30 protein-coding genes are annotated in these 24,326 nt (G+C 52.6%); 16 read left to right on the top strand and 14 right to left on the bottom strand.

Going from position 1 to position 24,326, the window contains the following annotated elements:
• Positions 1 to 19 precede the first annotated feature (19 nt).
• The gene (gene aspS / locus GOV45_RS13080) at positions 20 to 1,795 is read left to right on the top strand and encodes an aspartate--tRNA ligase (protein ID WP_170478498.1); all 1,776 of its coding nucleotides are present in this window, start codon (positions 20 to 22) and stop codon (positions 1,793 to 1,795) included.
• A gap of 251 nt (positions 1,796 to 2,046) precedes the next feature.
• Here the strand turns inward: aspS and GOV45_RS13085 are convergent, their stop codons facing one another.
• The gene (locus GOV45_RS13085) at positions 2,047 to 2,763 is read right to left on the bottom strand and encodes a response regulator (RefSeq protein WP_170478500.1); all 717 of its coding nucleotides are present in this window, start codon (positions 2,761 to 2,763) and stop codon (positions 2,047 to 2,049) included.
• A gap of 135 nt (positions 2,764 to 2,898) precedes the next feature.
• Here GOV45_RS13085 and mce point away from each other — a divergent pair, with 135 nt between their 5' ends.
• Complete coding sequence (gene mce / locus GOV45_RS13090; RefSeq protein WP_170478503.1) at positions 2,899 to 3,303, top strand: methylmalonyl-CoA epimerase; 405 nt, start codon at positions 2,899 to 2,901, stop codon at positions 3,301 to 3,303.
• A 9-nt stretch (positions 3,304 to 3,312) separates the two neighbouring features.
• Positions 3,313 to 3,588, top strand: a complete 276-nt coding sequence (locus GOV45_RS13095; protein WP_170478505.1) for a DUF1467 family protein — start codon at positions 3,313 to 3,315, stop codon at positions 3,586 to 3,588.
• A gap of 9 nt (positions 3,589 to 3,597) precedes the next feature.
• On the opposite strand, the gene GOV45_RS13100 is transcribed toward GOV45_RS13095, so the two are convergent.
• From GOV45_RS13100 to GOV45_RS13110, 3 genes are all read right to left on the bottom strand, one after another.
• Positions 3,598 to 4,290, bottom strand: a complete 693-nt coding sequence (locus GOV45_RS13100; protein ID WP_170478508.1) for an EI24 domain-containing protein — start codon at positions 4,288 to 4,290, stop codon at positions 3,598 to 3,600.
• A complete protein-coding gene (locus GOV45_RS13105; protein ID WP_170478510.1) occupies positions 4,287 to 4,865 on the bottom strand; it encodes a nitroreductase family protein in 579 nt (192 codons plus the stop codon). Before GOV45_RS13105 ends, GOV45_RS13100 begins: the two co-directional genes overlap by 4 nt.
• A 148-nt stretch (positions 4,866 to 5,013) precedes the next feature.
• Positions 5,014 to 5,262, bottom strand: a complete 249-nt coding sequence (locus tag GOV45_RS13110; protein ID WP_170478513.1) for a hypothetical protein — start codon at positions 5,260 to 5,262, stop codon at positions 5,014 to 5,016.
• A 122-nt stretch (positions 5,263 to 5,384) separates the two neighbouring features.
• On the opposite strand from GOV45_RS13110, the gene GOV45_RS13115 reads away from it, so the two are divergent.
• From GOV45_RS13115 to GOV45_RS13130, 5 genes are all read left to right on the top strand, one after another.
• Complete coding sequence (locus GOV45_RS13115; protein ID WP_170478516.1) at positions 5,385 to 6,089, top strand: M48 family metallopeptidase; 705 nt, start codon at positions 5,385 to 5,387, stop codon at positions 6,087 to 6,089.
• On the top strand, positions 6,086 to 6,445 hold the full coding sequence (locus GOV45_RS13120; RefSeq protein ID WP_170478519.1) for a YigZ family protein: 360 nt from the start codon (positions 6,086 to 6,088) through the stop codon (positions 6,443 to 6,445). Before GOV45_RS13115 ends, GOV45_RS13120 begins: the two co-directional genes overlap by 4 nt.
• A gap of 78 nt (positions 6,446 to 6,523) precedes the next feature.
• Positions 6,524 to 6,775 carry a DUF6455 family protein gene (locus GOV45_RS13125; protein ID WP_170478521.1) on the top strand — a complete coding sequence of 84 codons (252 nt, stop codon included), beginning with the start codon at positions 6,524 to 6,526 and terminating at the stop codon, positions 6,773 to 6,775.
• A gap of 14 nt (positions 6,776 to 6,789) precedes the next feature.
• Entirely contained in the window at positions 6,790 to 7,059 is a 270-nt protein-coding gene (locus tag GOV45_RS23630; protein ID WP_367648680.1) for a DUF6455 family protein, read from the top strand.
• Positions 7,059 to 7,316 carry a DUF6455 family protein gene (locus tag GOV45_RS13130; RefSeq protein WP_170478524.1) on the top strand — a complete coding sequence of 86 codons (258 nt, stop codon included), beginning with the start codon at positions 7,059 to 7,061 and terminating at the stop codon, positions 7,314 to 7,316. The genes GOV45_RS23630 and GOV45_RS13130 overlap by 1 nt, the downstream gene beginning before the upstream one ends.
• Before the next feature lie 6 nt (positions 7,317 to 7,322).
• Here the strand turns inward: GOV45_RS13130 and GOV45_RS13135 are convergent, their stop codons facing one another.
• Positions 7,323 to 7,565, bottom strand: a complete 243-nt coding sequence (locus GOV45_RS13135; protein ID WP_170478527.1) for a CDGSH iron-sulfur domain-containing protein — start codon at positions 7,563 to 7,565, stop codon at positions 7,323 to 7,325.
• Positions 7,566 to 7,793: 228 nt separating this feature from the next.
• On the opposite strand from GOV45_RS13135, the gene GOV45_RS13140 reads away from it, so the two are divergent.
• Together GOV45_RS13140 and GOV45_RS13145 are read left to right on the top strand one after the other, a co-directional pair.
• Positions 7,794 to 7,982 carry a hypothetical protein gene (locus tag GOV45_RS13140; RefSeq protein WP_170478530.1) on the top strand — a complete coding sequence of 63 codons (189 nt, stop codon included), beginning with the start codon at positions 7,794 to 7,796 and terminating at the stop codon, positions 7,980 to 7,982.
• A 133-nt stretch (positions 7,983 to 8,115) separates the two neighbouring features.
• Positions 8,116 to 8,472 (top strand): diacylglycerol kinase, encoded by a 357-nt coding sequence (locus GOV45_RS13145; protein ID WP_170478533.1) that lies wholly within the window; start codon positions 8,116 to 8,118, stop codon positions 8,470 to 8,472.
• A gap of 9 nt (positions 8,473 to 8,481) precedes the next feature.
• Here GOV45_RS13145 and rimO read toward each other — a convergent pair whose 3' ends face one another.
• On the bottom strand, positions 8,482 to 9,879 hold the full coding sequence (rimO, locus tag GOV45_RS13150; RefSeq protein WP_170478536.1) for a 30S ribosomal protein S12 methylthiotransferase RimO: 1,398 nt from the start codon (positions 9,877 to 9,879) through the stop codon (positions 8,482 to 8,484).
• 99 nt (positions 9,880 to 9,978) lie between these two features.
• Between rimO and GOV45_RS13155 the strand changes: the two genes are divergently transcribed.
• Complete coding sequence (locus GOV45_RS13155; RefSeq protein WP_170478538.1) at positions 9,979 to 11,937, top strand: AsmA family protein; 1,959 nt, start codon at positions 9,979 to 9,981, stop codon at positions 11,935 to 11,937.
• 39 nt (positions 11,938 to 11,976) lie between these two features.
• Here GOV45_RS13155 and GOV45_RS13160 read toward each other — a convergent pair whose 3' ends face one another.
• The 4 genes from GOV45_RS13160 to GOV45_RS13175 are packed head-to-tail and all read right to left on the bottom strand — an operon-like array spanning position 11,977 to position 16,533.
• Positions 11,977 to 13,473, bottom strand: coding sequence for a phosphomannomutase/phosphoglucomutase (locus tag GOV45_RS13160; protein WP_170478541.1), 1,497 nt, complete (start codon positions 13,471 to 13,473; stop codon positions 11,977 to 11,979).
• Between the two features lie 15 nt (positions 13,474 to 13,488).
• A complete protein-coding gene (gene kdsA / locus GOV45_RS13165) occupies positions 13,489 to 14,322 on the bottom strand; it encodes a 3-deoxy-8-phosphooctulonate synthase (RefSeq protein WP_170478544.1) in 834 nt (277 codons plus the stop codon).
• 5 nt (positions 14,323 to 14,327) lie between these two features.
• Positions 14,328 to 15,896 carry a capsule biosynthesis protein gene (locus tag GOV45_RS13170; protein ID WP_170478547.1) on the bottom strand — a complete coding sequence of 523 codons (1,569 nt, stop codon included), beginning with the start codon at positions 15,894 to 15,896 and terminating at the stop codon, positions 14,328 to 14,330.
• The gene (locus GOV45_RS13175; RefSeq protein WP_170478550.1) at positions 15,874 to 16,533 is read right to left on the bottom strand and encodes an ABC transporter ATP-binding protein; all 660 of its coding nucleotides are present in this window, start codon (positions 16,531 to 16,533) and stop codon (positions 15,874 to 15,876) included. Before GOV45_RS13175 ends, GOV45_RS13170 begins: the two co-directional genes overlap by 23 nt.
• Positions 16,534 to 16,750: 217 nt before the next feature.
• Between GOV45_RS13175 and GOV45_RS13180 the strand changes: the two genes are divergently transcribed.
• Both GOV45_RS13180 and GOV45_RS13185 read left to right on the top strand, forming a co-directional pair.
• Positions 16,751 to 17,338 carry a uracil-DNA glycosylase family protein gene (locus GOV45_RS13180; RefSeq protein ID WP_170478552.1) on the top strand — a complete coding sequence of 196 codons (588 nt, stop codon included), beginning with the start codon at positions 16,751 to 16,753 and terminating at the stop codon, positions 17,336 to 17,338.
• On the top strand, positions 17,331 to 18,119 hold the full coding sequence (locus GOV45_RS13185; protein ID WP_170478555.1) for an SseB family protein: 789 nt from the start codon (positions 17,331 to 17,333) through the stop codon (positions 18,117 to 18,119). The genes GOV45_RS13180 and GOV45_RS13185 overlap by 8 nt, the downstream gene beginning before the upstream one ends.
• A 13-nt stretch (positions 18,120 to 18,132) precedes the next feature.
• Here GOV45_RS13185 and yghU read toward each other — a convergent pair whose 3' ends face one another.
• Positions 18,133 to 19,008 (bottom strand): glutathione-dependent disulfide-bond oxidoreductase, encoded by an 876-nt coding sequence (gene yghU, locus GOV45_RS13190; RefSeq protein WP_170478557.1) that lies wholly within the window; start codon positions 19,006 to 19,008, stop codon positions 18,133 to 18,135.
• Between the two features lie 244 nt (positions 19,009 to 19,252).
• Between yghU and GOV45_RS13195 the strand changes: the two genes are divergently transcribed.
• On the top strand, positions 19,253 to 19,771 hold the full coding sequence (locus GOV45_RS13195; RefSeq protein WP_170478560.1) for a YHS domain-containing (seleno)protein: 519 nt from the start codon (positions 19,253 to 19,255) through the stop codon (positions 19,769 to 19,771).
• Positions 19,772 to 19,839: 68 nt separating this feature from the next.
• Here the strand turns inward: GOV45_RS13195 and GOV45_RS13200 are convergent, their stop codons facing one another.
• A complete protein-coding gene (locus GOV45_RS13200) occupies positions 19,840 to 20,505 on the bottom strand; it encodes a J domain-containing protein (protein ID WP_170478563.1) in 666 nt (221 codons plus the stop codon).
• A 295-nt stretch (positions 20,506 to 20,800) separates the two neighbouring features.
• On the bottom strand, positions 20,801 to 21,667 hold the full coding sequence (metF, locus tag GOV45_RS13205; RefSeq protein ID WP_170478566.1) for a methylenetetrahydrofolate reductase [NAD(P)H]: 867 nt from the start codon (positions 21,665 to 21,667) through the stop codon (positions 20,801 to 20,803).
• Between the two features lie 96 nt (positions 21,668 to 21,763).
• On the opposite strand from metF, the gene GOV45_RS13210 reads away from it, so the two are divergent.
• Complete coding sequence (locus GOV45_RS13210) at positions 21,764 to 22,669, top strand: LysR family transcriptional regulator (protein WP_170478569.1); 906 nt, start codon at positions 21,764 to 21,766, stop codon at positions 22,667 to 22,669.
• A 96-nt stretch (positions 22,670 to 22,765) separates the two neighbouring features.
• Complete coding sequence (locus GOV45_RS13215) at positions 22,766 to 23,551, top strand: inositol monophosphatase family protein (RefSeq protein ID WP_170478572.1); 786 nt, start codon at positions 22,766 to 22,768, stop codon at positions 23,549 to 23,551.
• 25 nt (positions 23,552 to 23,576) lie between these two features.
• Here GOV45_RS13215 and GOV45_RS13220 read toward each other — a convergent pair whose 3' ends face one another.
• Entirely contained in the window at positions 23,577 to 24,320 is a 744-nt protein-coding gene (locus GOV45_RS13220) for a rhomboid family intramembrane serine protease (RefSeq protein ID WP_170478575.1), read from the bottom strand.
• Positions 24,321 to 24,326 lie beyond the last annotated feature (6 nt).

Consider the following 24,326-nt stretch of genomic DNA (forward strand, 5'->3'; position numbering starts at 1 on the left):
GTGCCCGAAGGGATATTGCATGCACGCCTACCGCAGCCACACCTGCGCCGCCCTGACCGCCGCCAATGTTGGTGAAACCGTCCGCCTTTCCGGTTGGGTGCATCGCGTACGAGATCATGGCGGCGTCTTGTTCATCGACCTGCGCGATCATTTTGGCGTGACACAAGTTCTGTGTGATGGGGACAGCGCAGCTTTCGCCGAACTCGAGACCGTTCGTTCTGAGTGGTGCATCCGTATCGACGGCACTGTCAAGGCTCGGGATCCGGAACTGGTGAACCCAAAACTTCCAACAGGTGAGATTGAGGTTTACGTTCGTGAGTTGGAAATACTAGGCGCTGCCGAAGAGCTGCCGCTGATGGTGTTTGGCGATCAGGAATACCCAGAAGAAACCAGGCTGCGCTATCGCTATCTGGACCTGCGTCGCGAGGCGATGCAGCAGAATATGACCCTGCGGTCGGATGTTGTCGCCTCGATGCGTCGCCGCATGTGGGATCAGGGCTTTCGTGAGTATCAGACGCCGATAATTACGGCGTCCTCACCCGAAGGTGCGCGCGACTTTCTCGTCCCTTCGCGCCTGCATCCAGGGAAGTTTTACGCTCTGCCGCAGGCCCCACAACAGTTCAAGCAGTTGATCATGGTGTCTGGCTTTGACAAGTACTTTCAGATCGCGCCCTGCTTTCGAGACGAAGACCCTCGCGCGGATCGCTCGCCGACCGATTTCTACCAGCTGGACCTTGAGATGTCGTTTGTTGAACAGCAGGACGTCTTTGACACAATCCAGCCCGTTCTGACCGGCATTTTTGAAGAATTCGGAGGTGGTCGTAAGGTTGACCAGCACTGGCCACAGATTTCTTATAAGGATGCTGCGCTCTGGTACGGCACTGACAAGCCGGACCTTCGTAACCCGATTAAGATGCAAGTTGTGTCGGAACATTTCCGAGGATCCGGCTTTGCGATCTTTGCCAAATTGTTAGAGCAAGAAGGAACCGAAATCCGCGCTATCCCTGCGCCGGGCGGCGGCAGCCGTAAGTTCTGTGATCGAATGAATGCGTTTGCGCAAAAAGAGGGTTTGCCTGGAATGGGCTATATCTTCTGGCGAGAAGGCGAAAACGGTATGGAGGCGGCGGGACCGCTGGCCAAGAATATCGGCCCCGAACGCACCGAGGCCGTCCGTTTACAACTGGGACTTGGCAAAGGTGATGCGGCCTTCTTTTTGGGAGGCAAGCCGAAAGCCTTTGAAAAAGTCGCGGGTAAAGCGCGTGACGTGATTGGCGATGAACTGGGTCTTGCCGAAAAGGATCGCTTTGCATTTGCGTGGATCGTGGATTTCCCGATCTATGAGCAGGACGAAGAAACCGGTGAGATTGACTTTGAACACAACCCGTTTTCTATGCCGCAGGGTGGAATGAAAGCCCTACAAGGCGATCCGTTGGATGTGCGCGGTTACCAATACGACCTTGCCTGCAACGGATACGAGTTGGTGTCCGGTGCAATCCGAAATCACAAGCCGGACATCATGCTGAAAGCGTTTGAATTGGCTGGTTACGGTGAAGACGAAGTCAAATCCCGATTTGGTGCGTTGTTTAACGCGTTTCACTATGGTGCGCCGCCGCACGGTGGTTGTGCTGCGGGCATCGACCGGATTGTGATGCTGTTGGCAGACGAAGCAAATATCCGCGAAGTCATGATGTTCCCGATGAATCAGCGAGCAGAAGATTTGATGATGGACGCGCCTTCGGACCCGACGCCGGATCAGTTGATGGAACTGGGGTTGAGAATTATTCCTCAAGATTAAGTACCGAACCGCCCTTACTTGTCAGGGCGGTTTGTTGTTTTTCGATAGGCATAGGTTCGAACGGAACCTCGACCTGTCTTGAGTTTGCTGTACTAATTCGCGTTGCTTGTGCAGAACTTGCGGTTCAATCTCGTTCAATCAGCTCGTCGAGGTTTTTTCGGCTGGATCGGATTGCCTTTGCCGTACGCCGCGTTTGAAAGTAGGCCCAGACACACAGAATGGTTGCGGTTATGAAATACGCAATCTCCAATTCAGACGGCTCCGTGCTGCTCTAACCTGTTCTGAACCAAACCAGCAACTCTGGCGGCTTGTACTGTCACGGGTGTACCACTTGCTCGGACCAAAGCCAGCTGTTGCGCTGCATTGGCCAGAACCGTGTCGTTGGCATCCCGTGCAACACCACTTAAAAACTGGGCTGCGTAGTCCAAGCTGCGGTGGTCGGTCGGCCCAGTCAACACATCGGCAATCTGTGCCATATCATCCTGATAGGCTAAGGGATCGGGTCGTATTGTTTCGTCACGGATATAGTCAGATCCATCAGGCCGCCTATCTTCTGGAACATGCCGCAAGATCGCGGTTTGAAACTGGGCCAGAGATTTCAGTGGTTTGTTCAAAAAGCCATCTGCCCCTGCATTTATTGCCTCTGCCTCGGCCCCGTCATCGCCCGAGAGTCCCAGAATGACGTCAATGCGAATGACTTCATCGGCCAGTTCGGCGATCAAATCTGACCCAATGCCGTCAGGCAGGCCCATATCCACGACAATAACAGATGGGCGGTAAATCTGCAGATGCCGCCGCGCTGACTTTAGGCAGTCTGCCCGCCTGAAGCGCGCACCGCTGTGCAAACACATTAAGCGGATTGCATCGCAAACATATCGGCTATCTTCGACCACAAGTACGGTCTGGCCAAGAAGCGGCCGCATTTTAGTGGGCGTGGGGCGGGTTATGAATTGTCCCGAATCGTCCATGGCAGAACTCCTAATCAGCAGATGCCCCACGCTAGGAACTCTCAGCTAACACCGGGTTAACGGGCAATTTGGCGCACTTGCCCTTTGGCCGGGCAGCGCCCATAACCGCTGCAACGCAGAACAGAGGAGATATCCATGATCGGTCGCCTGAACCACGTCGCTATCGCCGTCCCCGACCTTGATGCAGCTTCGGCACAATATCGCAATGCGCTGGGCGCAAAGGTGGGCGACCCTAAGGACGAACCTGATCACGGTGTTACCGTTGTCTTTATCGAGCTACCTAATACAAAGATCGAACTTCTGTATCCATTGGGTGAAAACAGCCCGATAAACGGATTCCTTGAAAAGAACCCTTCAGGTGGTATCCACCATGTCTGCTATGAAGTTGAAGATATCATTGCCGCCCGCGATCACTTGAAGGAAACAGGCGCCCGCGTTTTGGGTTCAGGCGAGCCGAAAATTGGTGCGCATGGTAAACCTGTACTCTTCCTGCATCCCAAGGACTTTAATGGTTGCTTGGTCGAGTTGGAGCAAGTCTGAGGTGGGCCGATGACAATAACCGCTGCACTGGTTCTTTTTGCTGTTATTTGGTTTCTGACCCTTTTGGTGGTCTTGCCGGTGCGGATCAAAACACAAGGTGATCTGGGCGATATTGTACCTGGCACGCACGCCGGAGCACCCGAAGTTCACCATCTAAAAAAGAAAATCTGGATCACAACTGGAATCTCATTGGTGTTATGGGCGATTATCACCGGAGTTATTCTGTCCGGTTTAATCTCTGTTCGCGATTTCGACTGGCTCAACCAACTTGAGCCACGTGATTAAGCCCTAGACCTAAGTGTCCGACAACTTGTGATAGATATGTGTGAAAGTCGCTGCGCCGATGACAGGGATCACGAGGTTCAGCAACGGCACGGATAATGGGATCGCCATTAACGTTCCCGCTAGCCATATAGTCGTAGAATGTTTAGCGCGCAGTTTCTGCGCACCTTCGCGTCCAAGCCGTCTCATTGCGGCCAGGGTGAAGTATTCGCGGCCCAGAAGAAATCCATTCATAGCCCAAAAGATGAAAGGCGCAAATGGCGGGAACATCGCATAGAAAATTAATGCCAAAAGGTTCGCCACGATTAAAACGCCAAGAAAGCTTATCGTGTCCCACAAGGCGTCACCGATGGGAACAGGCGATACTTGGGGAAGGTTTGGGTAATACCGATCCTCTACAGCTTGCGCTACTTCGTCTAGAAACATCGAAGTGATGGCAGATGCTACGGGTACCATAAGAAAAATGGGTAAAATCAAAACCAGTACGATGCCAGAATAGTTCAATACATCGTTTAGCCATGGCACGGCTCCGATGAAGGGCAAGGAAATTTCGCTTCCTGACCGGATATTGATCAACCAGATTGCACCGGCACAAGCAATAATCAACAATAACAGGGTCAAGCCGACGCCCCGCATAAGGACGCCCCGGAATCTAGGATCACCGATCTGGCCAAGCGCCGAAATAAAAGCGTTCAGTATGATCATTCAGACACCCACTGTGTGAGTGCTGAAACATCTGGACGGGGTCGTTCGGGCGGTGACACGCTTTCAGTTGCGATGTGGATAAACCCGGCAACGCGTTCATTTTCAGCCAATCCCAATCCTTTTTTGCAAAACTCCCGGTCGTGTGCCTGCCAGCCAGATAGCCAATTTGCCCCCCATCCAGCGGCCAGAGCCGCGTTCAGCAACGCCAGACAAACGGCTCCGGCCGAGTATGTTTGTTCAATCGCGGGTATCTTTTCAGAAGGTTTTTGAACCTCGATGACAGCCACGGCCAGAAGACCCATATCGAACTGACTGCGAGCCTTGGCGATCTCTTCTGCGTTTTTACCCATAGCTGCAGCCCGGTTTTCCGTCAGATCGGCAAGCCTTTGCAAAGCGCCAATTTCTAAAACAACAAAGCGCCACGGCTCTAATTTGCCGTGATCCGGACTACGCGCGGCAGCTGTTAAAAGCGGAAGCAACTGTTCACGGTTAGGCGCAGGAGCGACCAGCGTCTTAGCCGGGCGTGACCGGCGCGACTGCAGAAAGTCCAACGCTGCAGGGTTCTTCAAGGACATATGTTAACTTTCTTCACATGGGCGGTGCTTATCTCGGCCCGTAGGGTCATATTTTCAAGGGCAGACTGGTAGGAATGACAAATCAATTGCAACATCAAACCGGAAAACAGGAGTTCGAGTTGAACATCTTGCCCAGTTTGTGTTGTACCTAAATGTCCTGACGGTCCGTTTCGCGAATCTGATAAACACCCTCCGGCAAGTCCAGAGCTGCAGCGAGGTCACGAACCTGCTCAGGCGAAAGGGTGATCTTTTGAACCTTGTCCGTTCTTGGATCCAGTTGTTCAATCGTTACGCACTCGGCAAAGCTGTTGATGACAATGTCTTCTTGCAAAGGCTTTGGGCCTTCGTCCACCAATGTGATGACTGTCGAGTCGAATTCATGCTCAATTGAAAACATGGCCCCACAGTGCCGATACAAATAGGGCATTGCAACCCGTTGTATTTCATTTCGCCAGTGGAACAACAAAGATTGCAACGTTATAGTAGCCTGCCGGAGAGATCGACTGAAAGGATTTGCTCATGCGCCGTCTCGCCCTGACGTTGGTTCTTGCTCTGGCGGCATGTGAATCTGCCTATGTCGAAGCCATCCCTTCGTCAGAATGGACGCCAAAATCCTCAGAATCGCAGGAGCTGGCCGCGTCGTTCAACCAAGTCAGCAAGTCAGTGGCTGAAGCTTCGCGAACCGAATGCCGCCGCCGGACCCGAGCCGTCAATTGTGATTTCGTGATTCTCATTGATCTGGACCGACGCGCGTCGGCAAATGCGTTTCAGACGCTGGACGAAAATGGACGCCCATTGATCATTTTCACTCAGGCCATGATTGAGTCCACACAAAACGCGGATGAGATTGCATTTGTCATGGGTCATGAAGCGGCTCATCATATTCTGGGACACATTGCCCGTCAGGCTGAAAACGCTCGGGAAAGCGCAATTATCTTTGGAGATCTTGCGCGACGTCAAGGCGAAGACGCGGCAGGCATCGAACGAGCCCAACAATTGGGCGCAGAGGTGGGTGCGCAATATTATTCTCGGGCCTTCGAATTGGAAGCTGATCAACTTGGAACGATTATCACAAATGCGGCAGGATATAATCCTTTGATTGGATTGAAATTCTTCCAACGAATTCCGGACCCGGGCGATCGATTCCTGGCCTCACACCCGCCAAATGCTGAACGGGTGCAGGTCGTTCTGGATACGTCTGCCAAACTTGGGCTTACCAGATGACGACGCTGACGTGTCTGGGTGTGGTTTTAACTGATCGTGGATCGAAATATGCGGTTTCCGGCGGAAAGGTGAAGAGCCGTGAACAAATCGACGCGATGCTGGCCGAACTCAAATCCGACAAGGCGTATTCAAAAGCCACGCATAACTCTTGGGCCGCGGTATTGCCCGCAGGGTCGTTAAAAGCCGACGACGGCGAGGCCGGCGCGGGGATGGTAATCCTTCGAATGATGGAGCGCGCAGAACTCAGTGAGCATTTGATCATCGTAACTCGCTGGTACGGAGGAAAAAAATTGGGCGGCGACAGGTTTCGTCGTGTACAGGACGCAACGCGCGCCTATCTGGACAACCTGGGATGACGATTTTGACCTGTGTCAAGGGCACGAGACACTGAAAGTAATAGCCTTTCCCAAAGCGTGTTACGGAAAGGAGGTCTCATGTCGGACCGCGAACTGTTGAAACGCCACGCAGCGCTTGTTGACCAAATGGCCGACCGATTAGGGGTGGACCTACAAGAGGCGGCTATCGCTGGCGCTGTAGCGATGGATGAGATTTCTGATGCGGTATTGAGGTGCACGAAATGCGCGAACCCCGGTCATTGTGAAAGTCTTTTGGCACAGTCTGTCAATATAGACCATTCGCCGGAATACTGTCGCAATCGCGATCTACTGCGCAGGTTGCAACCCTGATGTCGGCGGACAAAATGCGAAAGCTCGGGCAGATCATGCCTCACCTGCGTTTAGTATTGCGTATGGGGCAAACTACCGGGATTGACCTTGCTGCCGCTCATCGTGAAGGAATTCTTGGTCACGACGATTGGGCTGAAATGGTGCAATCATGCCGTAAATGCGAATGGGCGACAGGCTGTCCGGAATGGTTGAACCGAAACGATTTAGCGTCACAAGCGCCTCAAACTTGCCCTAACCGGGAAAGGTTGGCTGCACTAAAATCCAAAAAATCGAAAGCAAACTGATGGTTCCCAGTCCACTTGATGAAGCCGAGAAACACTTTTGGCTTACCCGTTCTGTTGCGCGTTGCATGGGGGTATCGTTCACCGATGCGATTGCGGAAGGCAGATTAAAGGCTGATGGTTTTGCTGAATTGGTGGCGCGCTGCCAACATTCAGGTTGTAGCGAAAAGTGCTACTTCTGGCTGGCCAAGCAGCAGGCGCGGGCAAAGGCCGCGCCTGAATTTTGCATCAACGCAAAGGATCTGAACGCGCTGAACTAACCAAGATCAAAGCTTGGAGTGGCCGCCGTCACATAGCGGCGCGTTGGCGCTGTGTTTGCAACCGCAAAAAAACACTTTCTTGGTGGCTTCTGCTGAAAATTTGACGGGTTCAATGCCTGATCCTTTGTGCGAACCGTCACAAAATGGCTGCCGTTTAGATTTGCCACATGCGCACCAGAAATAGGTTTTTCCCTCAGTTACCTCGATGGGATAGGGTGCCTTTTGGGCAATGGTCGGGGATTCTGACATATGGCTGCTCCGTTCTTCGCTGATGTCGTTTCAACACCCTAACGCAGTCTGTATCAAACGGCAGCTTGCCTTCGGTGAATCATACCAAATTGCATAATTGCAGCGCTGTTTCGCTTTAAATCACAGATACGTTATCAACGCTGTTGCCAGACCGCTATCTTAGCCGTATCCTGATTTCGGCCCCGAAAAACTGGGCAATATCAGAAAAGTAATAGAGGACTGACGGACATGAAACTCAAATTCGCTGCTATCTGCGCCACGGCTGTAGTTCTGACCGCTTGCTCGCAGCAAGAAGAACCGACCCCGGTTTATATCACTCCTGAATATGATAAATACGGCACACCTAGCTGTCCGGCAGGTTATGGCCTGGCCACAACAGAGGCTGGTCAGACCGTATGTAACCCGGTCACGCAATAATTTTAATTCAGGCGGCCCATTCTTGGGCCGCCCGTTTTCTTAGGATCGTAAAGCCGCCCAACGGGCGGTTTTTTCTTCACATTTTTAACCGAACAGGCGATTTTCCGCCAATTCAAAATGCGGGAGCCAGTACATGCGCAACTTCTTTGTGCGACTGCACCACCGAACCCGGTGGAGCTGGCAGGGCCTTGTTGCAACTTACCGGGATGAATATTCGTTTCGGGTTTGGGTATGGGCTAACCTGGTCTCGGCGACTTTGGCCTTCTGGTTACCGATTGGCAGCAGTGCACGGACATTAATCCTTGTGCTGGGACTGATGGTTCTTGTGTCCGAATTGTTCAACACCGCGATTGAGCGGGCAGTCGATCATACTTCTACTGACCATAGTAAACTTGCCGGCCAAGCTAAGGACGCCGCCAGCGCGGCAGTGGCATTGACGGCTGTTTCAGCTGGAATCGCCTGGGCACTAGCCATAATCCAACTAATCTGATCGGTGCGGCTATGACTTTGGGGAAATCCGCCCCCACAAGTCATATTCGCCAGCCTCGTCAACTTCGACAGTTACAATATCGCCCGGTTTCAACGACCCGAAGCCCTCATCAATAAAAAGATTGCCGTCAATTTCCGGAGCGTCCGATTTGGTCCGGCATGTGGCGGCCTCTTCGTCAATGTCGTCCACGATTACCTCAACGGTTTTGCCGACTTTAGCTGCAAGCTTGGCCTCGGATATGGCTTGGGCCTTTTCCATGAAGCGTTCCCAGCGGTCTTGCTTGACCTCGGGTGCAATGTGATCGGGGAGGTCATTTGATCGGGCACCAGCAACATTTTCGTACTGGAAACATCCCACGCGATCTAACTGGGCCTCATCCATCCAATCCAGTAATGTTTGAAACTCGGCCTCTGTTTCCCCTGGGTAGCCAACAATAAAGGTCGATCGCAACGTAATATCCGGGCAATCCCCACGCCACGCGGTAATCTCATCCAATGTCTTGGCGGCTGCAGCAGGGCGCGCCATGCGTTTCAGAACATCGGGATGAGCGTGTTGAAACGGAATATCAAGATAAGGCAGTACATTGCATCCCGCGTCCGCCATTAACGGTATTAGGTCCCGTACATGGGGATAAGGATAGACGTAATGCAGCCTCACCCATGCGTCCAGCTGACCCAGCTCGCGGGCCAAATCCGTGATATGGGTGCGCACGTCATGATCTTTCCAAGGGTTAATGTCGTATTTTCGGTCCAAACCGTAGGCCGACGTATCCTGAGATATCACCAAAAGCTCGCGCACGCCGCTGTTGACCAGCTTTTCCGCTTCACGCAATACCGCATGGGCTGGCCTACTGACCAACTTACCGCGCATATCAGGAATAATGCAGAACTTGCACTTGTGGTTGCAGCCTTCTGAAATTTTCAAGTAACTGTAATGGCGTGGTGTAAGTTTCACCCCAGAGGCAGGAAGCAGATCGACAAAGGGATTTGGGTCCGGTGGAACCGCAGCGTGTACGGCATCCAGCACCTGTTCATATTGGTGCGGGCCGGTTACAGCCAATATGCGAGGGTGGTGTTCCCGGATGTAATCCGGCTCGGCCCCCAAGCAGCCGGTAACGATAACTTTGCCGTTTTCCGCCAACGCTTCACCAATGGCGTCTAGGGATTCTGCCTTTGCGCTGTCAAGAAATCCGCATGTGTTCACTATTACGGCATCTGCACCTGCGTAATCAGGGGAAATACCGTATCCTTCTGCGCGAAGCCGGGTCAGAATACGTTCACTGTCCACCAGGGCCTTGGGGCATCCAAGAGACACCATTCCAAGCGTAGGTTGACCGCGACGCGGAGTGTCAGTGATCTGCGCAGCAGGCGCGAGGTCGGGGCGAAGGTTTGGTGGGTTTGTGGTCATGGCGCGGCGTATAGAGGGGAAAGCTTCCCCTTGCAAATATCACTTTTTGAGGGCTGACTTAAATCAGAGCAGAAAAGCCGAACAAGGCAGGTGGCAGCTATGAAGTGGTTGGTAAGACTCCTTATCATTTTTGTAGCAGTTTTCGGATTGATCATCGGTGCCCTGCTGTTGATGCCTGCGGATAAACTTGGAGCTATTCTCGCAGAACAGGTAAAAGCCAGAACCGGGCGTGAACTGACACTTTCAGGCGATGTTCATCTGTCCTTCTGGCCTGTACTTGGGATGGAAACCGGTCCCGTTACCTTTAGCAACGCCCCCTGGGCCGGCTCCGAGCCGATGTTAAGTGCCAAAAGCTTGTCTGTCGGTGTAGATGCTACGGCACTTTTTTCTGGTGAAATGCGCGTTAAGCGAGTGATCGCTGAAAGCCCGGTTATACGGCTCGAAATATCTGACGGTCGAGGAAATTGGGTTTTGGGGAATGTCGCTTCGGCTACACAAGGCTCTGACAGCACAGGGTCGTCACAACAATCTGAAACAGCGCCAATCACGCTGGAACGTCTAGAGTTTTCAGACGCCAGGCTGATCTACCTTGAGAATGGCAAGGTGAGTATGGATTTTGTCGATGTTGATCTGTTTGCCAGCTGGCCACAGGTATCGGCACCTATGGATTTGCAGGCCCAGATGCCGGTTCCTGGCGGCGCTGTTCAGGTCGATATGAAGATTCCAGACTTGCCAGCATTTTCATCTGGTGTTGTCACGCCGTTGCAGGTGGCCCTGCTTGCCCCTGGTGGAGATATTGGTTTCGGAGGGCGCGTGAATCTTGCGGGTGAAATGGACGGAAACGTAGACATTATTGCGAACGACACCCACAAGATGCTTGCTGCGTTTGGTCAGGGTGGAGTTGTCGTGCCTAAGGGCCTTGGCAGGATTGCGAAAATCGACGGGCAGATGACTTACACCCGCGATGGCCGGATTTCCCTGCGGGGCATGACGGCACAATTAGACGATAACCGCTTGAACGGTGAAGCAGACATTGTGATTTCCAACCCACCGCAAGTGACAGCGCGCCTGAATACGCGCAATCTGGACCTGTCGAAGGTCAGCGACACCAATACCATTGGCAGTACATCCGGTTCAGCATCTAAAAGCGGATCAAGTGATAAGTGGTCTACTGACCCCATCGATGCCTCTGCACTATCTCTGGCGAATGCCTCGATCCGGTTACAGGCGGAATCTATAGCCGTCCCCGGCATGACGTTTGGCCAAAGCGATCTTACGCTTGATCTTGAACGCTCCCGCGCCGTCCTGAAAATGCATCCCGCATCACTGTTCTCAGGTCAGCTAAACGGACAAGTCGTTGCTAACAACCGCAATGGCCTGTCGGTTGGCGGCGATTTGAATGCCAAGAATATCGACCTCAAAGAAGCGTTGGAAACGCTTGGTGACATCAAGCGCCTGTCTGGCAAGGCATCTGGCTCGCTACAGTTTCTTGGCGTCGGTCAAACCGAAGAACAAATAATGCGATCCTTGAGTGGCAAAGGCGATATTGACGTAGGAAAAGGCGTCATATCCGGCCTTGATCTGGACCGATTGATGGGGCGAGGGAGTGGATCAGGGGGGACCACAGTTTTCAATAGCTTAACTGCAAGTTTTTCAATGAAAGATGGGGACCTTAAAAACGACGACCTTTTGATGAAGCTGGACAACTTCAGGGCGGACGGAAAAGGGCAAGTGGGTCTCGGTGCTCGCAATATCGACTACGTGTTCACTCCAGTCGCCCTGCGTGCAAATTCAGGCGACGGTATTTCGGTGCCAGTGCGTATTGTCGGACCGTGGAGTGACCCTTCGATCAAGCCTGACTTGACGAAAGTTATCGAAGCCGCGGCCGAGGGTAAGGTCAAAGAAATCGAAGATGATGCTAAGCAAAAAGTACTAAAAAAAGTGGGCAATGAACTCGACGCTACAATCACCGAAACTGATCAGGTTGAGGACGCCCTCAAGAAAAAGCTAGAAGATGAGGCCAAGAAGGGGCTTTTGAAGTTGCTGGGCGGCGACTAATGACCAATTGGGGCGCAAATTGCGCCCCGCTTGCCAGCTTCAAATGCTTTGATCATAGTCGCCGACGCCCGGCTCTGTGCGTATCACAGCGTCGATCTCAGCAAAGATTTCGCGCATTTCCTGTTCACTTTCGCTGCTTTCGCAAACAACAACCAGGTTCGGAGTGTTGGACGAAGCACGTACCAGACCCCAACTGCCGTTGTCCAATATGACTCGAGCCCCATTTACGGTCACGACTTCTTTGATCCCGCGCCCTGCGAAACTCTCTCCGGCGTTGGCTTTTTCCACGAGTTTATCGACCAGTCTTTTCAGAATATCGTATTTCTCGGTGTCGGCAGCGAAAGGAGACATTGTCGGGGTCGACCAAGTTTTCGGCAGCGCCTTTCGCAGATCAGACATACTTTGGTGCGGGTTACGATCCATAAGTTTACATATCTCAACGGCCACACGCATGCCGCAGTCGTAACCGCGCCCTATGGGCTCGGCCAGAAAATAGTGTCCCGATTTCTCAAATCCTGCCAGCGCGCCAATTTCCTTCACCCGCCGCTTCATGTGGCTGTGGCCGGTTTTCCAATAGTCGGCTTTGACTCCGTTCGCTTTCAATTCAGGATCGCTCGCAAACAATCCGGTTGATTTAACATCGGCCACAAAGGTTGAGTTGGGGTGCAGCTTGGCCAGATCCCGTGCCATGATGACACCTACCTTGTCGGCAAATATCTCTTCGCCCTCGTCATCTACAACGCCACAACGGTCGCCGTCTCCGTCAAATCCTAGCGCAAGATCGGCGCCGCTTGATTTGACCGTTTCAGCCATGTCGCGAAGCATCTCCATGGCCTCGGGGTTTGGATTGTAGTGTGGGAATGTGTAGTCCAGCCGGTTGTGGCTGGGAACGACTTCGACACCCATCCGCTCAAAAATCTCAGGCGCAAAAGCCGAGGCTGTGCCGTTGCCTGTAGCGCAGACAACCTTGAGCGGTCGGGACATTTTGAAATCTCCGACCAAGTCGTCGATATAAGCCTCTTTTACCCCATCGACAAATTCGTAAGATCCCCCTTCGCGGGCTACGCCTTCTCCGTTCAGGACGATGTCCCGCAGTTCCGACATCTCGTCCGGTCCATGGGTCAATGGTCGGTCGAACCCCATCTTTACACCCGTCCAGCCGTTTGGATTATGGCTGGCCGTCACCATGGCGACCGCAGGCACATCCAGATGGAATTGCGCAAAATAAGCCATGGGGCTGAGGGCAGGTCCGATATCCTTGACCTGGATTCCAGCTTGGATCAGCCCGAGAATAAGAGCGTTTTTTACAGAAAGAGAATAATCGCGATAATCGTTAGCCACTGTAATGACGGGGGCTATGCCGCGTCTGTGCATCTGGGTACCCAACCCTAAACCAAGGGCAGTCATGCCGGGCAAGTTTATTTCGTCAGGGTATTTCCAACGCGCGTCGTATTCACGAAAACCGGTTGGTTTGATCATCGGGTCGCGCAGAAAGTTCCAGGTGTTTGGGCTCACCTCGGGTATTGGTTTGGGCATAACAATTCTCAATCTTTAAATTTTTACAGGGTTAGCTTTGGCAAGCGCATCAAAACGCATCAATATGTCAATTAATTGGCCCATCTGATCCAGTGGGATCATGTTCGGCCCGTCAGAAGGAGCATTGTCGGGATCTTGATGCGTTTCGATAAATACTGCTCCAACTCCTAACGATACTGCCGCGCGGGCCATCACCGGCGCAAACTCGCGCTGGCCGCCGGAGGAACCTCCTTGACCTCCGGGTTGCTGTACGGAATGCGTTGCATCCATCACAACTGGGTATCCGGTCTGGGCCATCTGCGGCAGCGACCGCATATCGGCAACGAGGGTGTTGTAGCCAAAAGACGTCCCACGTTCGGTCAACAAGATGTTCTGATTACCCGTGCTCTCGATTTTCGAGATAATGTTCGGCATCTCCCAAGGTGCAAGAAACTGCCCTTTTTTGACGTTGATGACGGCCCCAGTATTGCCTGCCGCCAATAGCATATCCGTCTGTCGGCACAGGAAAGCGGGGATTTGCAGCACATCAACGATCTCAGCCGCGATGGCGCATTGGGCCTCGGTATGCACATCGGTCAAAACCGGAACGCCGATGGTCTTGCGGATGTCGTCCAGAACCTTCAGCCCTGCATCGATTCCCATGCCGCGTTTACCGGACAGAGAGGTGCGGTTAGCCTTATCAAAGGAGGCTTTGAATACATACTGCGCGCCCGCAGCGTCACAGGCTTCTTTCATGGTGCCCGCAATCATCTGCGCGTGGTCCGCTGTCTCAAGCTGGCAGGGGCCAGCGATAATGGTCAGTGGAAGGTCGTTACCGACGGTAAGATCGGCGATTTTTACATGTTTCATTTGTTTTACGAAGATACCTGTTCTCGAAGGACCGACGCAGTAAGCGAGATCATGAGGTAGATACCAGCAAACAACAAGAATGCCAAAATCGTATTTTCGAACTTCCGCGGATAACCGGCCTCTTGGCTGGCCACCGGGTTCACTGACACGGTCAGGTAACGGACCTTTCGGTTTGCTTCGGTGCGTGTTGTTTCCACTTGTTGCAAGGCAGATTGCAACATCATGTCCCGCGCAGCCAGATCGGCCTGAGCCATTTGAATTCGAACGTTCAAGCGCGCAAGCGAGTTTTCCCCGGCCGATACATCCAGCATCTCGGCGTTAAGTTCGTTCAGAACCGCCTGCAGACGCTCTATATCCGCCTGAACGCCTTCAACTTTGGCCTGATTGGGCCGCAGATTGTCTAGCAATGCGGCAAGTTGCAGTTCTTTGTCCTGAAGTTGAATCTCGAATTGATCAATGCGTGCCCGCAAGCTTGCGATTACGCTTTGCGGGTCTAGTACGGCTCCCTGGAGCTGCAATTCGATTAGATCCTCCTGCGCCCTCCTGCGTGCATCTTGCGCATCCTCAAAGCTTTTCATAGCTTCGCGCATCTGGTCTTCGCGTTTGAGCACGGACAACGCATTAATCGTCTCTTCGGCATACTGGATAAGTCGTCGTGACACTTCGACCGAATATTCAGGATCTGGCGTTGCGACTTCCATTCGGACAATTCCATCCGAGGGATCATATCCAATAGTCACCATTTTTTTATAGAGCTTGTGGGTTTCCTCGAGGGAAGCATCAGGTGACAGGCGTTGAATCGGGTCGATCCATTCCTGTTTGAACACCTCATCAAATCCGGTGTCGCGGTTCAACCGCTCCAATGCATCTTTGGATTCAAGAAACTCCTGGCTCGCAACCGAATCCTGTGCAGTGGCGTATTGAGTTCCGGACAGGAAACCGCCAATTGCCCCGGCTGCGCCGTCCGCTTGCAAGATCGAAAATGCTGACGAGCTGGCATACATCGGAGTGGCAACGCGATAAAAGTAGTAGCCCACCAAAAGCGTAGGAAGCATCACAAAGACAGCCAGCCGAGCGAACATAGTAAGCAGCTTGCGCCGCCGGCGTTGCGCAATGTCTTTTTGAATTTGACCGATTTCGTACTCCCGCCTCTCTGAGGGCGAAAGTTCTGGTCCGGGCAGGTTGTCTTTGGGGTCCTCGGTGATTTGCGGAAGTAAAACCTTAACCTTACCGGAATCCGGTGTGGGTTGATCGTTGGCGGCCAGTTCCAGAAGATTAGCCCTTTGAAAAGGATCCAGCCCTATCTGCCTGAGCAAGCGTACCGCGTCATAGTCAGAGTTGGCAGACAGACCGTTCTTTTTCGCTAGTCGCCTTGCGACGCGTAATTGCCGGCCAGTCAAACCTTCGCGCTTAATTTCGTCAATATTGGTGGACGATCCGGTATCTTCTTTTATTACGTTGCCTTGAGTCGCGCGCCGAATCCGGTCAATCGCGTCCGAGCGCGCCTCGGCGGTGCCTTCGCCGCCGGGCGATCGATTGGGGTTATACTTTTTAGCCTTGGGTTTGGTAGTCATAAAGCTGCTTTGCCTCTTCCAAGGTTTCAAACATGTACAATTGCCCGTCTACAAGAACCGCTGCTTGCCGGGCAAATTTTTCCAAAGTCTTTGGGTTGTGGGAAACGATCACCAAAGTCGTGGTGCGTAACCTCTCGCGAAGAATGTCCCCGGCTTTTTTATTGAATTCGACATCGGTGGTCGATGGCATCCCTTCATCAATAAGGTACATGTCGAAATCCAGCGCCAACATCAGGGCGAAAGTGAACCGAGCTTTCATACCTGACGAATAAGTACCAAGCGGTTGGTCGAAATACTCGCCGAGGTTACATAGCCATCTGCAATAGGCTTCGACGTAATCGGGATCCATACCATAGATATTTGCGATATAGCGCGCGTTTTCCAATGCCGACAAACGCTTAGCCACGCCTCCTGTGAAACCCATTGGAAAGGACACTCGACAGTCGCGCCGGATCACGCCTTCATCGGGTTTCTCAAGGCCGGCCATCATGTTGATCAACGTGGTTTTTCCGGTTCCATTTGGTGCCAGCACCCCAAGTGAAGACCCCAGATCCACGCGAAATGAAACCCTGTCCAGAATTACCTTGCGGCGGGTTCCGGTCCAGAATGACTTGCTGACATTTTCAAATTCCAGCATGCGCAGCCTGTATTCGCTCGTTCTTTGTCGGCTAGAAAGCGCGTCTTCTACCGATCTAGTTTGGATACATTATGCCGAAGTATGAAACAAATGATCAATGAGCATACACAGATCTTGCCTAATATGTGACCTATTGGCGAGTGTTACCCTATTGTTGGCCGACCCTCATTCAGAACATATTTAACCTAAATAACAGCAAATACGTTCTGGGAAATGGATGCGGACCCTGATCAAAGACATTGAAAACTGTAGGTTGTGCGCTGATCGATTTGCGAAAACGGCGACGGCCCACGAACCTCGCCCAGTGGTTTGGTTCACTCCCGGAACACCTATCTTGGTCGCGGGTCAGGCTCCCGGCGCACGCGTGCACGAGTCGGGCAGGCCGTTTACTGACCCTTCTGGTGATCGTCTGCGCGAGTGGCTGGGGTTGGATGAAAAGGCGTTTTACGACCGTTCTCTGGTATCAATCGTTCCAATGGCATTTTGCTTTCCCGGATATAATTCGCGCAATGCAGATTTACCGCCTCCTCCGATTTGCCGACGAACATGGCATGACAAAGTAATGTCCGCGATAGGCGATATCCGTCTGACGGTTCTTGTTGGAGGCTATGCGCACAAGTATCACCTTGGCACCCAAACACCTGTAACGGATCTTGTGCGCAGGTGGCGAGACTATGCGCCGCGCGTCTTCGCCTTGCCACACCCGTCTTGGCGAAATACGGCATGGCTGAAGAAAAACCCGTGGTTCGAGGCGGATTTGTTGCCGGTTTTGCGTCAGCGGGTGCAAGAGGTTCTGAATGACTGAAGAAACAATACTGGATCAAGCCCATGCGGAAATGGAATCCGCTGAAACGAATGACGAGGCAAGATTGCGATTTTTTGAGCGGCTTGCCGACAGCGAGCTGTTTCTGTTGCTGACCGAAGAGGCCCGTGATGAAAACATATCGCCCGAATTATTTGACGTTGCGGATGGTCGCTTTGTGTTGGCCTTTGATCGCGAAGACCGTCTGGCGCGCTTTGCGGGCCGGCCTGTTCCATATGTTGCTTTGTCCGGGCGAGTGCTGTCGACGATGCTTTCCGATAGAGGTATTGGTCTTGGCCTGAATCTGGATGTCGCACGTTCATCAACGTTAATACCACCCGAAGCATTGGCGTGGTTGACCGACACGCTGAAACATGGGCCGGAAGAAGTTCTTCAAAGGTTCAAGGAATTTCTGCCTCCAAAAGGTTTACCCGACAGGCTATTGCAGGCATTAGATATTAAATTGGCGTCGGCGACTGGTCTGGCCGTCTCAGCCTATTTGGCAGGCACAAAAACTGCTGCAGGTGGTCAAGGTCACCTGTTGGGTTTTGTGGCAGCTATTGAAGGCGCGGAACCTGCGCTGGCGCGGGCGGTGTCCGAGGCTTTGACGTTTTCCGGAGTTGAAGCCGGAGCACTTGACGTCGGTTTCTTCGATGCGGAGTCCCCAGCAGCGATTGCTTTGGCCAAGGTAGGACTGCGATTCGATCTGCCGCAACCTAAGGTCACTGAAATGGAAAGGGCCGCTCCGGGAAGAGATCCCGAGCGGCCCCCCATCTTAAAGTGACTGGAGCCAACTATCAGCCGGTGGGCTCTAGCTTGTCCTGTGTCCTGGTTTCAAAGTCGCCGGCATCATGACGTTCGTGCAGTTGTGTGTGCGGTGCGCCAAAAGTTCTGTTGACCATACGGCCCCGCTGAACTGCGGGCCGTGCATCTATGGCCTTGGCCCAGCGCATCACATTTTCATAGGATTCGACGTCCAGAAACTCTGCAGCGTCATACAGACGGCCTAGGACTAGCTGTCCGTACCACGGCCAGATGGCCATATCGGCGATGGTGTATTCCTCGCCAGCAACGTAGGTTTTGTCAGCTAGTTGACGGTCCAAAACGTCAAGTTGCCGTTTGGTTTCCATCGCAAATCGGTCAATTGGATATTGCCACTTCTCTGGCGCATAGGCGTAGAAATGTCCGAAGCCGCCACCTAGGTAAGGGGCGCTGCCCATCTGCCAAAAAACCCAATTCATCACTTCGGTCCGTTCCGGACCAGACACGGGTAGGAAGACACCGAATTTTTCAGCCAGATGAAAAAGAATCGATGCGCTTTCGAAAACGCGGACAGGTTTTTCCCCAGAACGATCCCAAAGGGCTGGGATCTTGGAATTTGGGTTGGCTTCCACAAACCCTGACCCAAATTGATCGCCGTCACCAATTTTTATTAGCCAGGCGTTGTATTCGGCTCCGGAATGCCCCAAAGCCAGCAGTTCCTCCAGCATGATAGTTACTTTAACCCCGTTGGGGGTCGCCAGCGAGTAAAGCTGCATCGGGTGTTTCCCGGTTGGCAGGTCCTTGTCATGAGTTGCCCCGGATATGGGGCGGTTGATCTTGGCAAATTGACCGCCGCTTTCACTGTCCCATGTCCAGACCTTTGGAGGGGTATAGTTGGATTCTTCGCTCATGTTGTGCGTTCCTTATCCTTGCCTTGTCGCTGGGTCGCTGTCGTGACAGCTAATATTGCAAGTGGCAAAGTCCAACCCCTGATCTTTCGTTGATTTTGTAACAAACCATGCCCTCAGCCTCACGTTTTCTCGTGGGATGTCACAGGGGCGCGAGCGGTGCTTCGCGATTGCATGAAATCATTTATTGTTCGGATAGACCCGCAAATCGGGCGCCCTGAAACCGAATGGATATGAGGATTGTCACATGAAACATTTTGCGATTGCCGTAGCTGCAGCTCTGGCCTTTGCTGCGCCTGCATTTGCCGGAGATCAATACGTCGACGGTACTGGGTTCGCTATCTCGGGCTACGATGTCGTCTCTTACCGAAGCCTCGACCAGGTCCCGATTGGCCAGGCTCAGCCCGAGCCTGTTCGCGGTCGCGCCGACATTACGGCCGAATACAACGGTGCGACTTGGGCATTCGCTAGCGAGGAAAACCGAGAAAAATTTCTTGCGAATCCAGCCTATTATGCCCCGGCCTACGATGGTCACTGCGCATACGGTGTGTCGCGCGGCGGTAAAGTTCCAGCCAACCCAAATCTTTGGCGTATTGTCGATGATAAACTGTACCTCAACATCACCGATGTAGTCGTAGGATTTTGGGAAGAAGATGTCCCGGGCAATATCAATTTGGCAGAAGGAAACTGGCCCGACATCGAAGCCGATGCAGCCTCGACCAGCGTTATTCCCAAGTTCACCTCAGAGGGTCCAATCTCAAACTGATCGCATCAAAATATGCGAAAACGCCCGGGCTTTTCAGTCCGGGCGTCGGCCTTTCGATAACCGTGCTATTAGGAGGCAAGGCAAAAAGTTTCACGCGAGCTCTGATCTGCTTCGAAGCGAATTTTGACACTTTTGGCGCCAGGGAACTTCCGCTCGCGAATAGCGTCGGGAACTACAACTTCTCCGGCCCCTGTGCTTTTTGACTGGAATGTCAAAATTTCAGGTTCGCCCTTACGACAACTGGCCAAAACCGAAGTCGGCAAAACAACTCGATTTGAGCCCTCGCAAACAGGTGTCGCAACGAAATATGTAAGCTCACGTCCGAAACATCCTATTGCCTCTGGGACATGGCTCGAGGCCAATCCCTGGGCGTCGCTATCTTCTGCCGCACGCTGTTTGTTCCCGGCATGAGGAAGAACTTGGTTCGGACGCAGCATGCTCCGACAGTGCTCAATTTCGTTGGCATCCAAATCGATCAGTCTTTTTTTCAACTGTGGTCGCCGGGGCAAACTTGACTTGTCGGGCTTATTCGCTGTCAGACCCTCTTTGCGAAGGAAATCGTATGCGGTTTTCGCCTTCGAGAATCCAGAATAGTCACCACCCGTGTGATCCGGATGAGAATGAAAGGCTATGTCACGCCAGGCGTCGCGAATATCGCTGGCATTTGCGCCATGTGATAGGCCAAGTGCTTGAAGGGCTTCGACCCGCGCCTTGATGTTGTCGACTGGTTCCATAACCTGGAAAACTCGTTAAAACTTGAACTATGGCTAGTGTGCTCGGGTTAGTTTTTTTGTCAAATTTGCGCGTTTATTGGCCGCAGTTTCGGTTACAGTAACCGTTGGGCGTGCGTGATTGTCTTCAGATCATCCAGTTTTTCGCGCATAAGTCTCAAAAATGGGGACAATACCCAACTTTATTGACTAACTGTTGCCGGTTTACGTGGGGTCCGGAGTGCCCAATCGAACTGATCGCATCTAGAAACTCGCGCCAATGTCTCCATGGGCGCTTCGATGGCCAACCGAAACGCGATTACGCAACGTTTTGCAGTTCCGCTCGCGGAGTAATGCCCAACGCAAAGCAGACATCCCGCGTCAGTTCCGGTCGGTTGAGTGTGTAGAAATGTAATTTGTCGACGCCACCGTCGATCAGATCAGAACACAGTTCTGTACATAGTGCTGTGGCAAGTAAATCTTCGCGATCATCTCGAATCGCCTTTTCAAAAGCATGTTCCACCCAGGCTGGAATGCGCGTCCCGCAGCGCAGCGCAAAATTACGTGCGCCTTTCCAGTTTTCAATCGGAAGAATTCCCGGAACGATGGGTTTGTCGATTCCCGCCTTTGCGCATGCGTCGCGAAAACGGAAAAAGGTTTCGGCCTCAAAGAAAAACTGCGTCAGTGCTTCATCTGCTCCGGCGTCCAGCTTAGCTTTCAGCCAATCAACATCGGTGCGAGCATTTTGAGCTTCTGGATGAATATCCGGATATGCGCCTACTCGGATATTGAAGCGATTGGTTTCTGCCAGCGCTGAGATAAGCTCTACAGAGTTTTCGAAACCATCAGGGTGGGGAACGAAACTGTTTTGTCCCTTTGGTGGATCACCGCGCAAAGCTACGATGTCACGCACACCTGCCTTGGCAAATCCATCTGCGATTGCAAGTGTTTCTGACCGGGTTGCGTCCACGCAAGTAAGGTGCGCGGCAACAGGCAAGCCCGACGACTTGTGAAGGGTTGCCACAGCATCCCGCGTTAATTCCCGAGTTGTCCCCCCGGCGCCGTAAGTGACGGAAACGAAACGAGGCTCCAACGGGGCAAGCGTTTGAACGGTATCCCACAGCCGGAACGAGGCTTCCAAAGTTTTGGGGGGAAAGAACTCAAAAGAAATCTCAGGCTTGGTCATGGTGGCCTCTTGGGGGTTTCATTGCATTCTTTGTGCCACGGGTTTAATGGTGAAACAAACTCATATTATTCAACAACAACATGAGGCCTGTTTGGGATGCACATTGAATTCCGGCATCTTCGTACCATCAAAGCGATCCACGAATGCGGAGGCTTGGCGCGTGCAGCGGATCAACTGAACATTACGCAGTCTGCGTTAAGTCATCAGATCAAAGGGTTGGAAGATCAGGCGGGCGTCGAGCTTTTCCTGCGCCGGTCGAAACCCATGAAGTTGTCTGCCGCCGGTTTGCGTCTACTGCGTCTTGCTGAACAGATACTTCCACAAGTCGAAGCGATGCAGGACGAGTTTTCTTCTTTGCGGGATGGTCGAACGGGGCGCATGCATATTGCCATCGAATGTCATGCTTGTTTTGAATGGCTGTTCCCAGTGCTGGAGAGTTTCCGAAAAACTTGGCCTGATGTCGATGTAGATATTCGTCCGGGTCTGGCCTTCGACGCATTACCTGCGCTGCAGAAAGAAGAAGTTGATCTGGTGGTGTCCTCTGACCCTGAGGATTTGCCGGGAATCGAGTTTGTAGAACTCTTTGATTACAATGCAGTTTTCGTGGCCGCTTCCACCCACCCGCTCGCGCAAAAAAAATATATCGAAGCTGATGATTTCAGAGGGCAGACCTTAATTACTTATCCAGTCGAACGCACCCGACTGGATGTGTTCAGCCAACTACTGATCCCGGCGCGTGTGGAACCGTCTGCGATCCGACAAGTTGAACTTACGGCCGTGATCCTGCTTTTGGTGGCTTCCAACCGCGGTATCTCCGTCTTACCGGACTGGGTGGTGCGCGAAGTTAAATACAACTCGGACTATGTGACGCGCCCGCTCACAAAAGACGGGATAACGCGACGGCTGTATGCTGCCGTGCGGAGCGAGGATCTGGAAAAGCCTTTTGTGCAAGAGCTGGTAAAGCTGGCTCGAACCGAGGCCCGCAAGTTGCAAGCAGAATAGGTGAAAAACGCGGGGCAGGTATGCATATCATACCTCTTGGCAAGGACGCATTGCCCCAGTATACGCGCGGTTTGACCGGACAGGAGCCTTGGAACAATGGTTGGCAGTGCAAATCTCAACATCATGATCAAAGCCGCGCGAAAGGCTGGGCGCTCTCTGGTCAAGGATTTCCGTGAAGTCGAGCACCTGCAAGTTTCCATGAAGGGCGCAGGCGACTTCGTGTCTAAGGCAGATATCGCCGCTGAAGCGATCCTTAAAGAAGAACTTCTTGGTGCACGTCCGACCTATGGTTGGCTGGCCGAAGAGGGCGGAGCGATTGACGGAGAGGACCCGACCCGTCGGTGGATAGTCGATCCTTTGGATGGTACTACTAATTTTTTGCACGGTTTGCCACACTGGGCGATATCAATTGCGTTGGAACACAAAGGCAAAATTGTTTCTGGCGTAATCTATGACGCCGCCAAGGACGAGATGTTCTTTGCAGAAAAGGGTGAAGGCGCTTGGATGAATGATATGCGCATCCGCGTATCTGGCCGCCATCGCATGATCGAATCCGTTTTCTCTACTGGGCTTCCGTATGGCGGGCGATCCGACTTGCCGGAAACGCTGCAAGACTTGGCACGTTTGATGCCCGTGTGCGCTGGGGTTCGCCGATGGGGTGCTGCGGCGCTGGATATGGCATATGTAGCTGCCGGCCGGTACGAGGGTTTTTGGGAACGTCGTCTCAATACTTGGGATCTGGCCGCGGGTATCATCATTGTAAAAGAGGCTGGTGGCCTTATTCAGGCTTTGAACCCCGAAGGCAGCATCTTGGAAGATGGCGAAGTGATCTGCGCTAATGAGCCTATCTTTGACAGTTTCACCAAAGTGATAAGGGGTTAAATAAATCCCTCAACCAGAAACTGAACTACCTGCGCGGTACGCGTGGGATGCGCGATTCCGTGAGTTTGTATTTGTGCTCTGGATGTGGAGGATGGCCGTGGGTTCTGCTCCAGAATGCAGTTCCACCGCGTTTCAGCCAAAGCGGAATGCAAAGTATCAGCCCTACAATAAATCCGCCCGTATGGGCCCAATAAGCCACGCCGCCACGGTCCGGGTCGCTGGCCAGGCTTCCAAAAAATTGCATACCAAGCCAAACCCCCAACATGACAAAGGCTGGTATCGTAAAGATTCTGAAATAAACAATCAGGATCAGCAAAATATCCACTCGGGCCTTTGGAAAGAGCAATAGATACCCCCCCATCACGGCGGCAATTGCTCCGGATGCGCCAATAGTAGGAACAACCGACTGGGGTGCGGTAATCACATGAATCAGTCCAGCACATACCCCTGCCATCAAGTAGAACAACAAAAAGGGTAGGTGCCCCATTTCGTCTTCCATGTTGTCGCCAAATATCCAAAGAAACAGCATGTTTCCAGCCAGGTGCATCCAGCCGCCATGCAAGAACATTGATGTTATCAGCGTTTCAAGCGCGACACCGTCCGAAACGCGGGCAGGTATGATTGCGTAGTCATAGTAAAGACGGTTAATCAGTTGAATGTCGTTCATAATCCCCACATAGCTGAGGAAGATCAGAACATTTGCAGCCATAAGAGAGTAAACGACATAAGGCGTACGGCCTGAGGGGTTGTGGTCGCGTATAGGAAACATGACGGG

The sequence above is a fragment of the Ruegeria arenilitoris genome (genome assembly GCF_013035425.1).
Classification (GTDB): Bacteria; Pseudomonadota; Alphaproteobacteria; order Rhodobacterales; family Rhodobacteraceae; genus Ruegeria; species Ruegeria arenilitoris_A.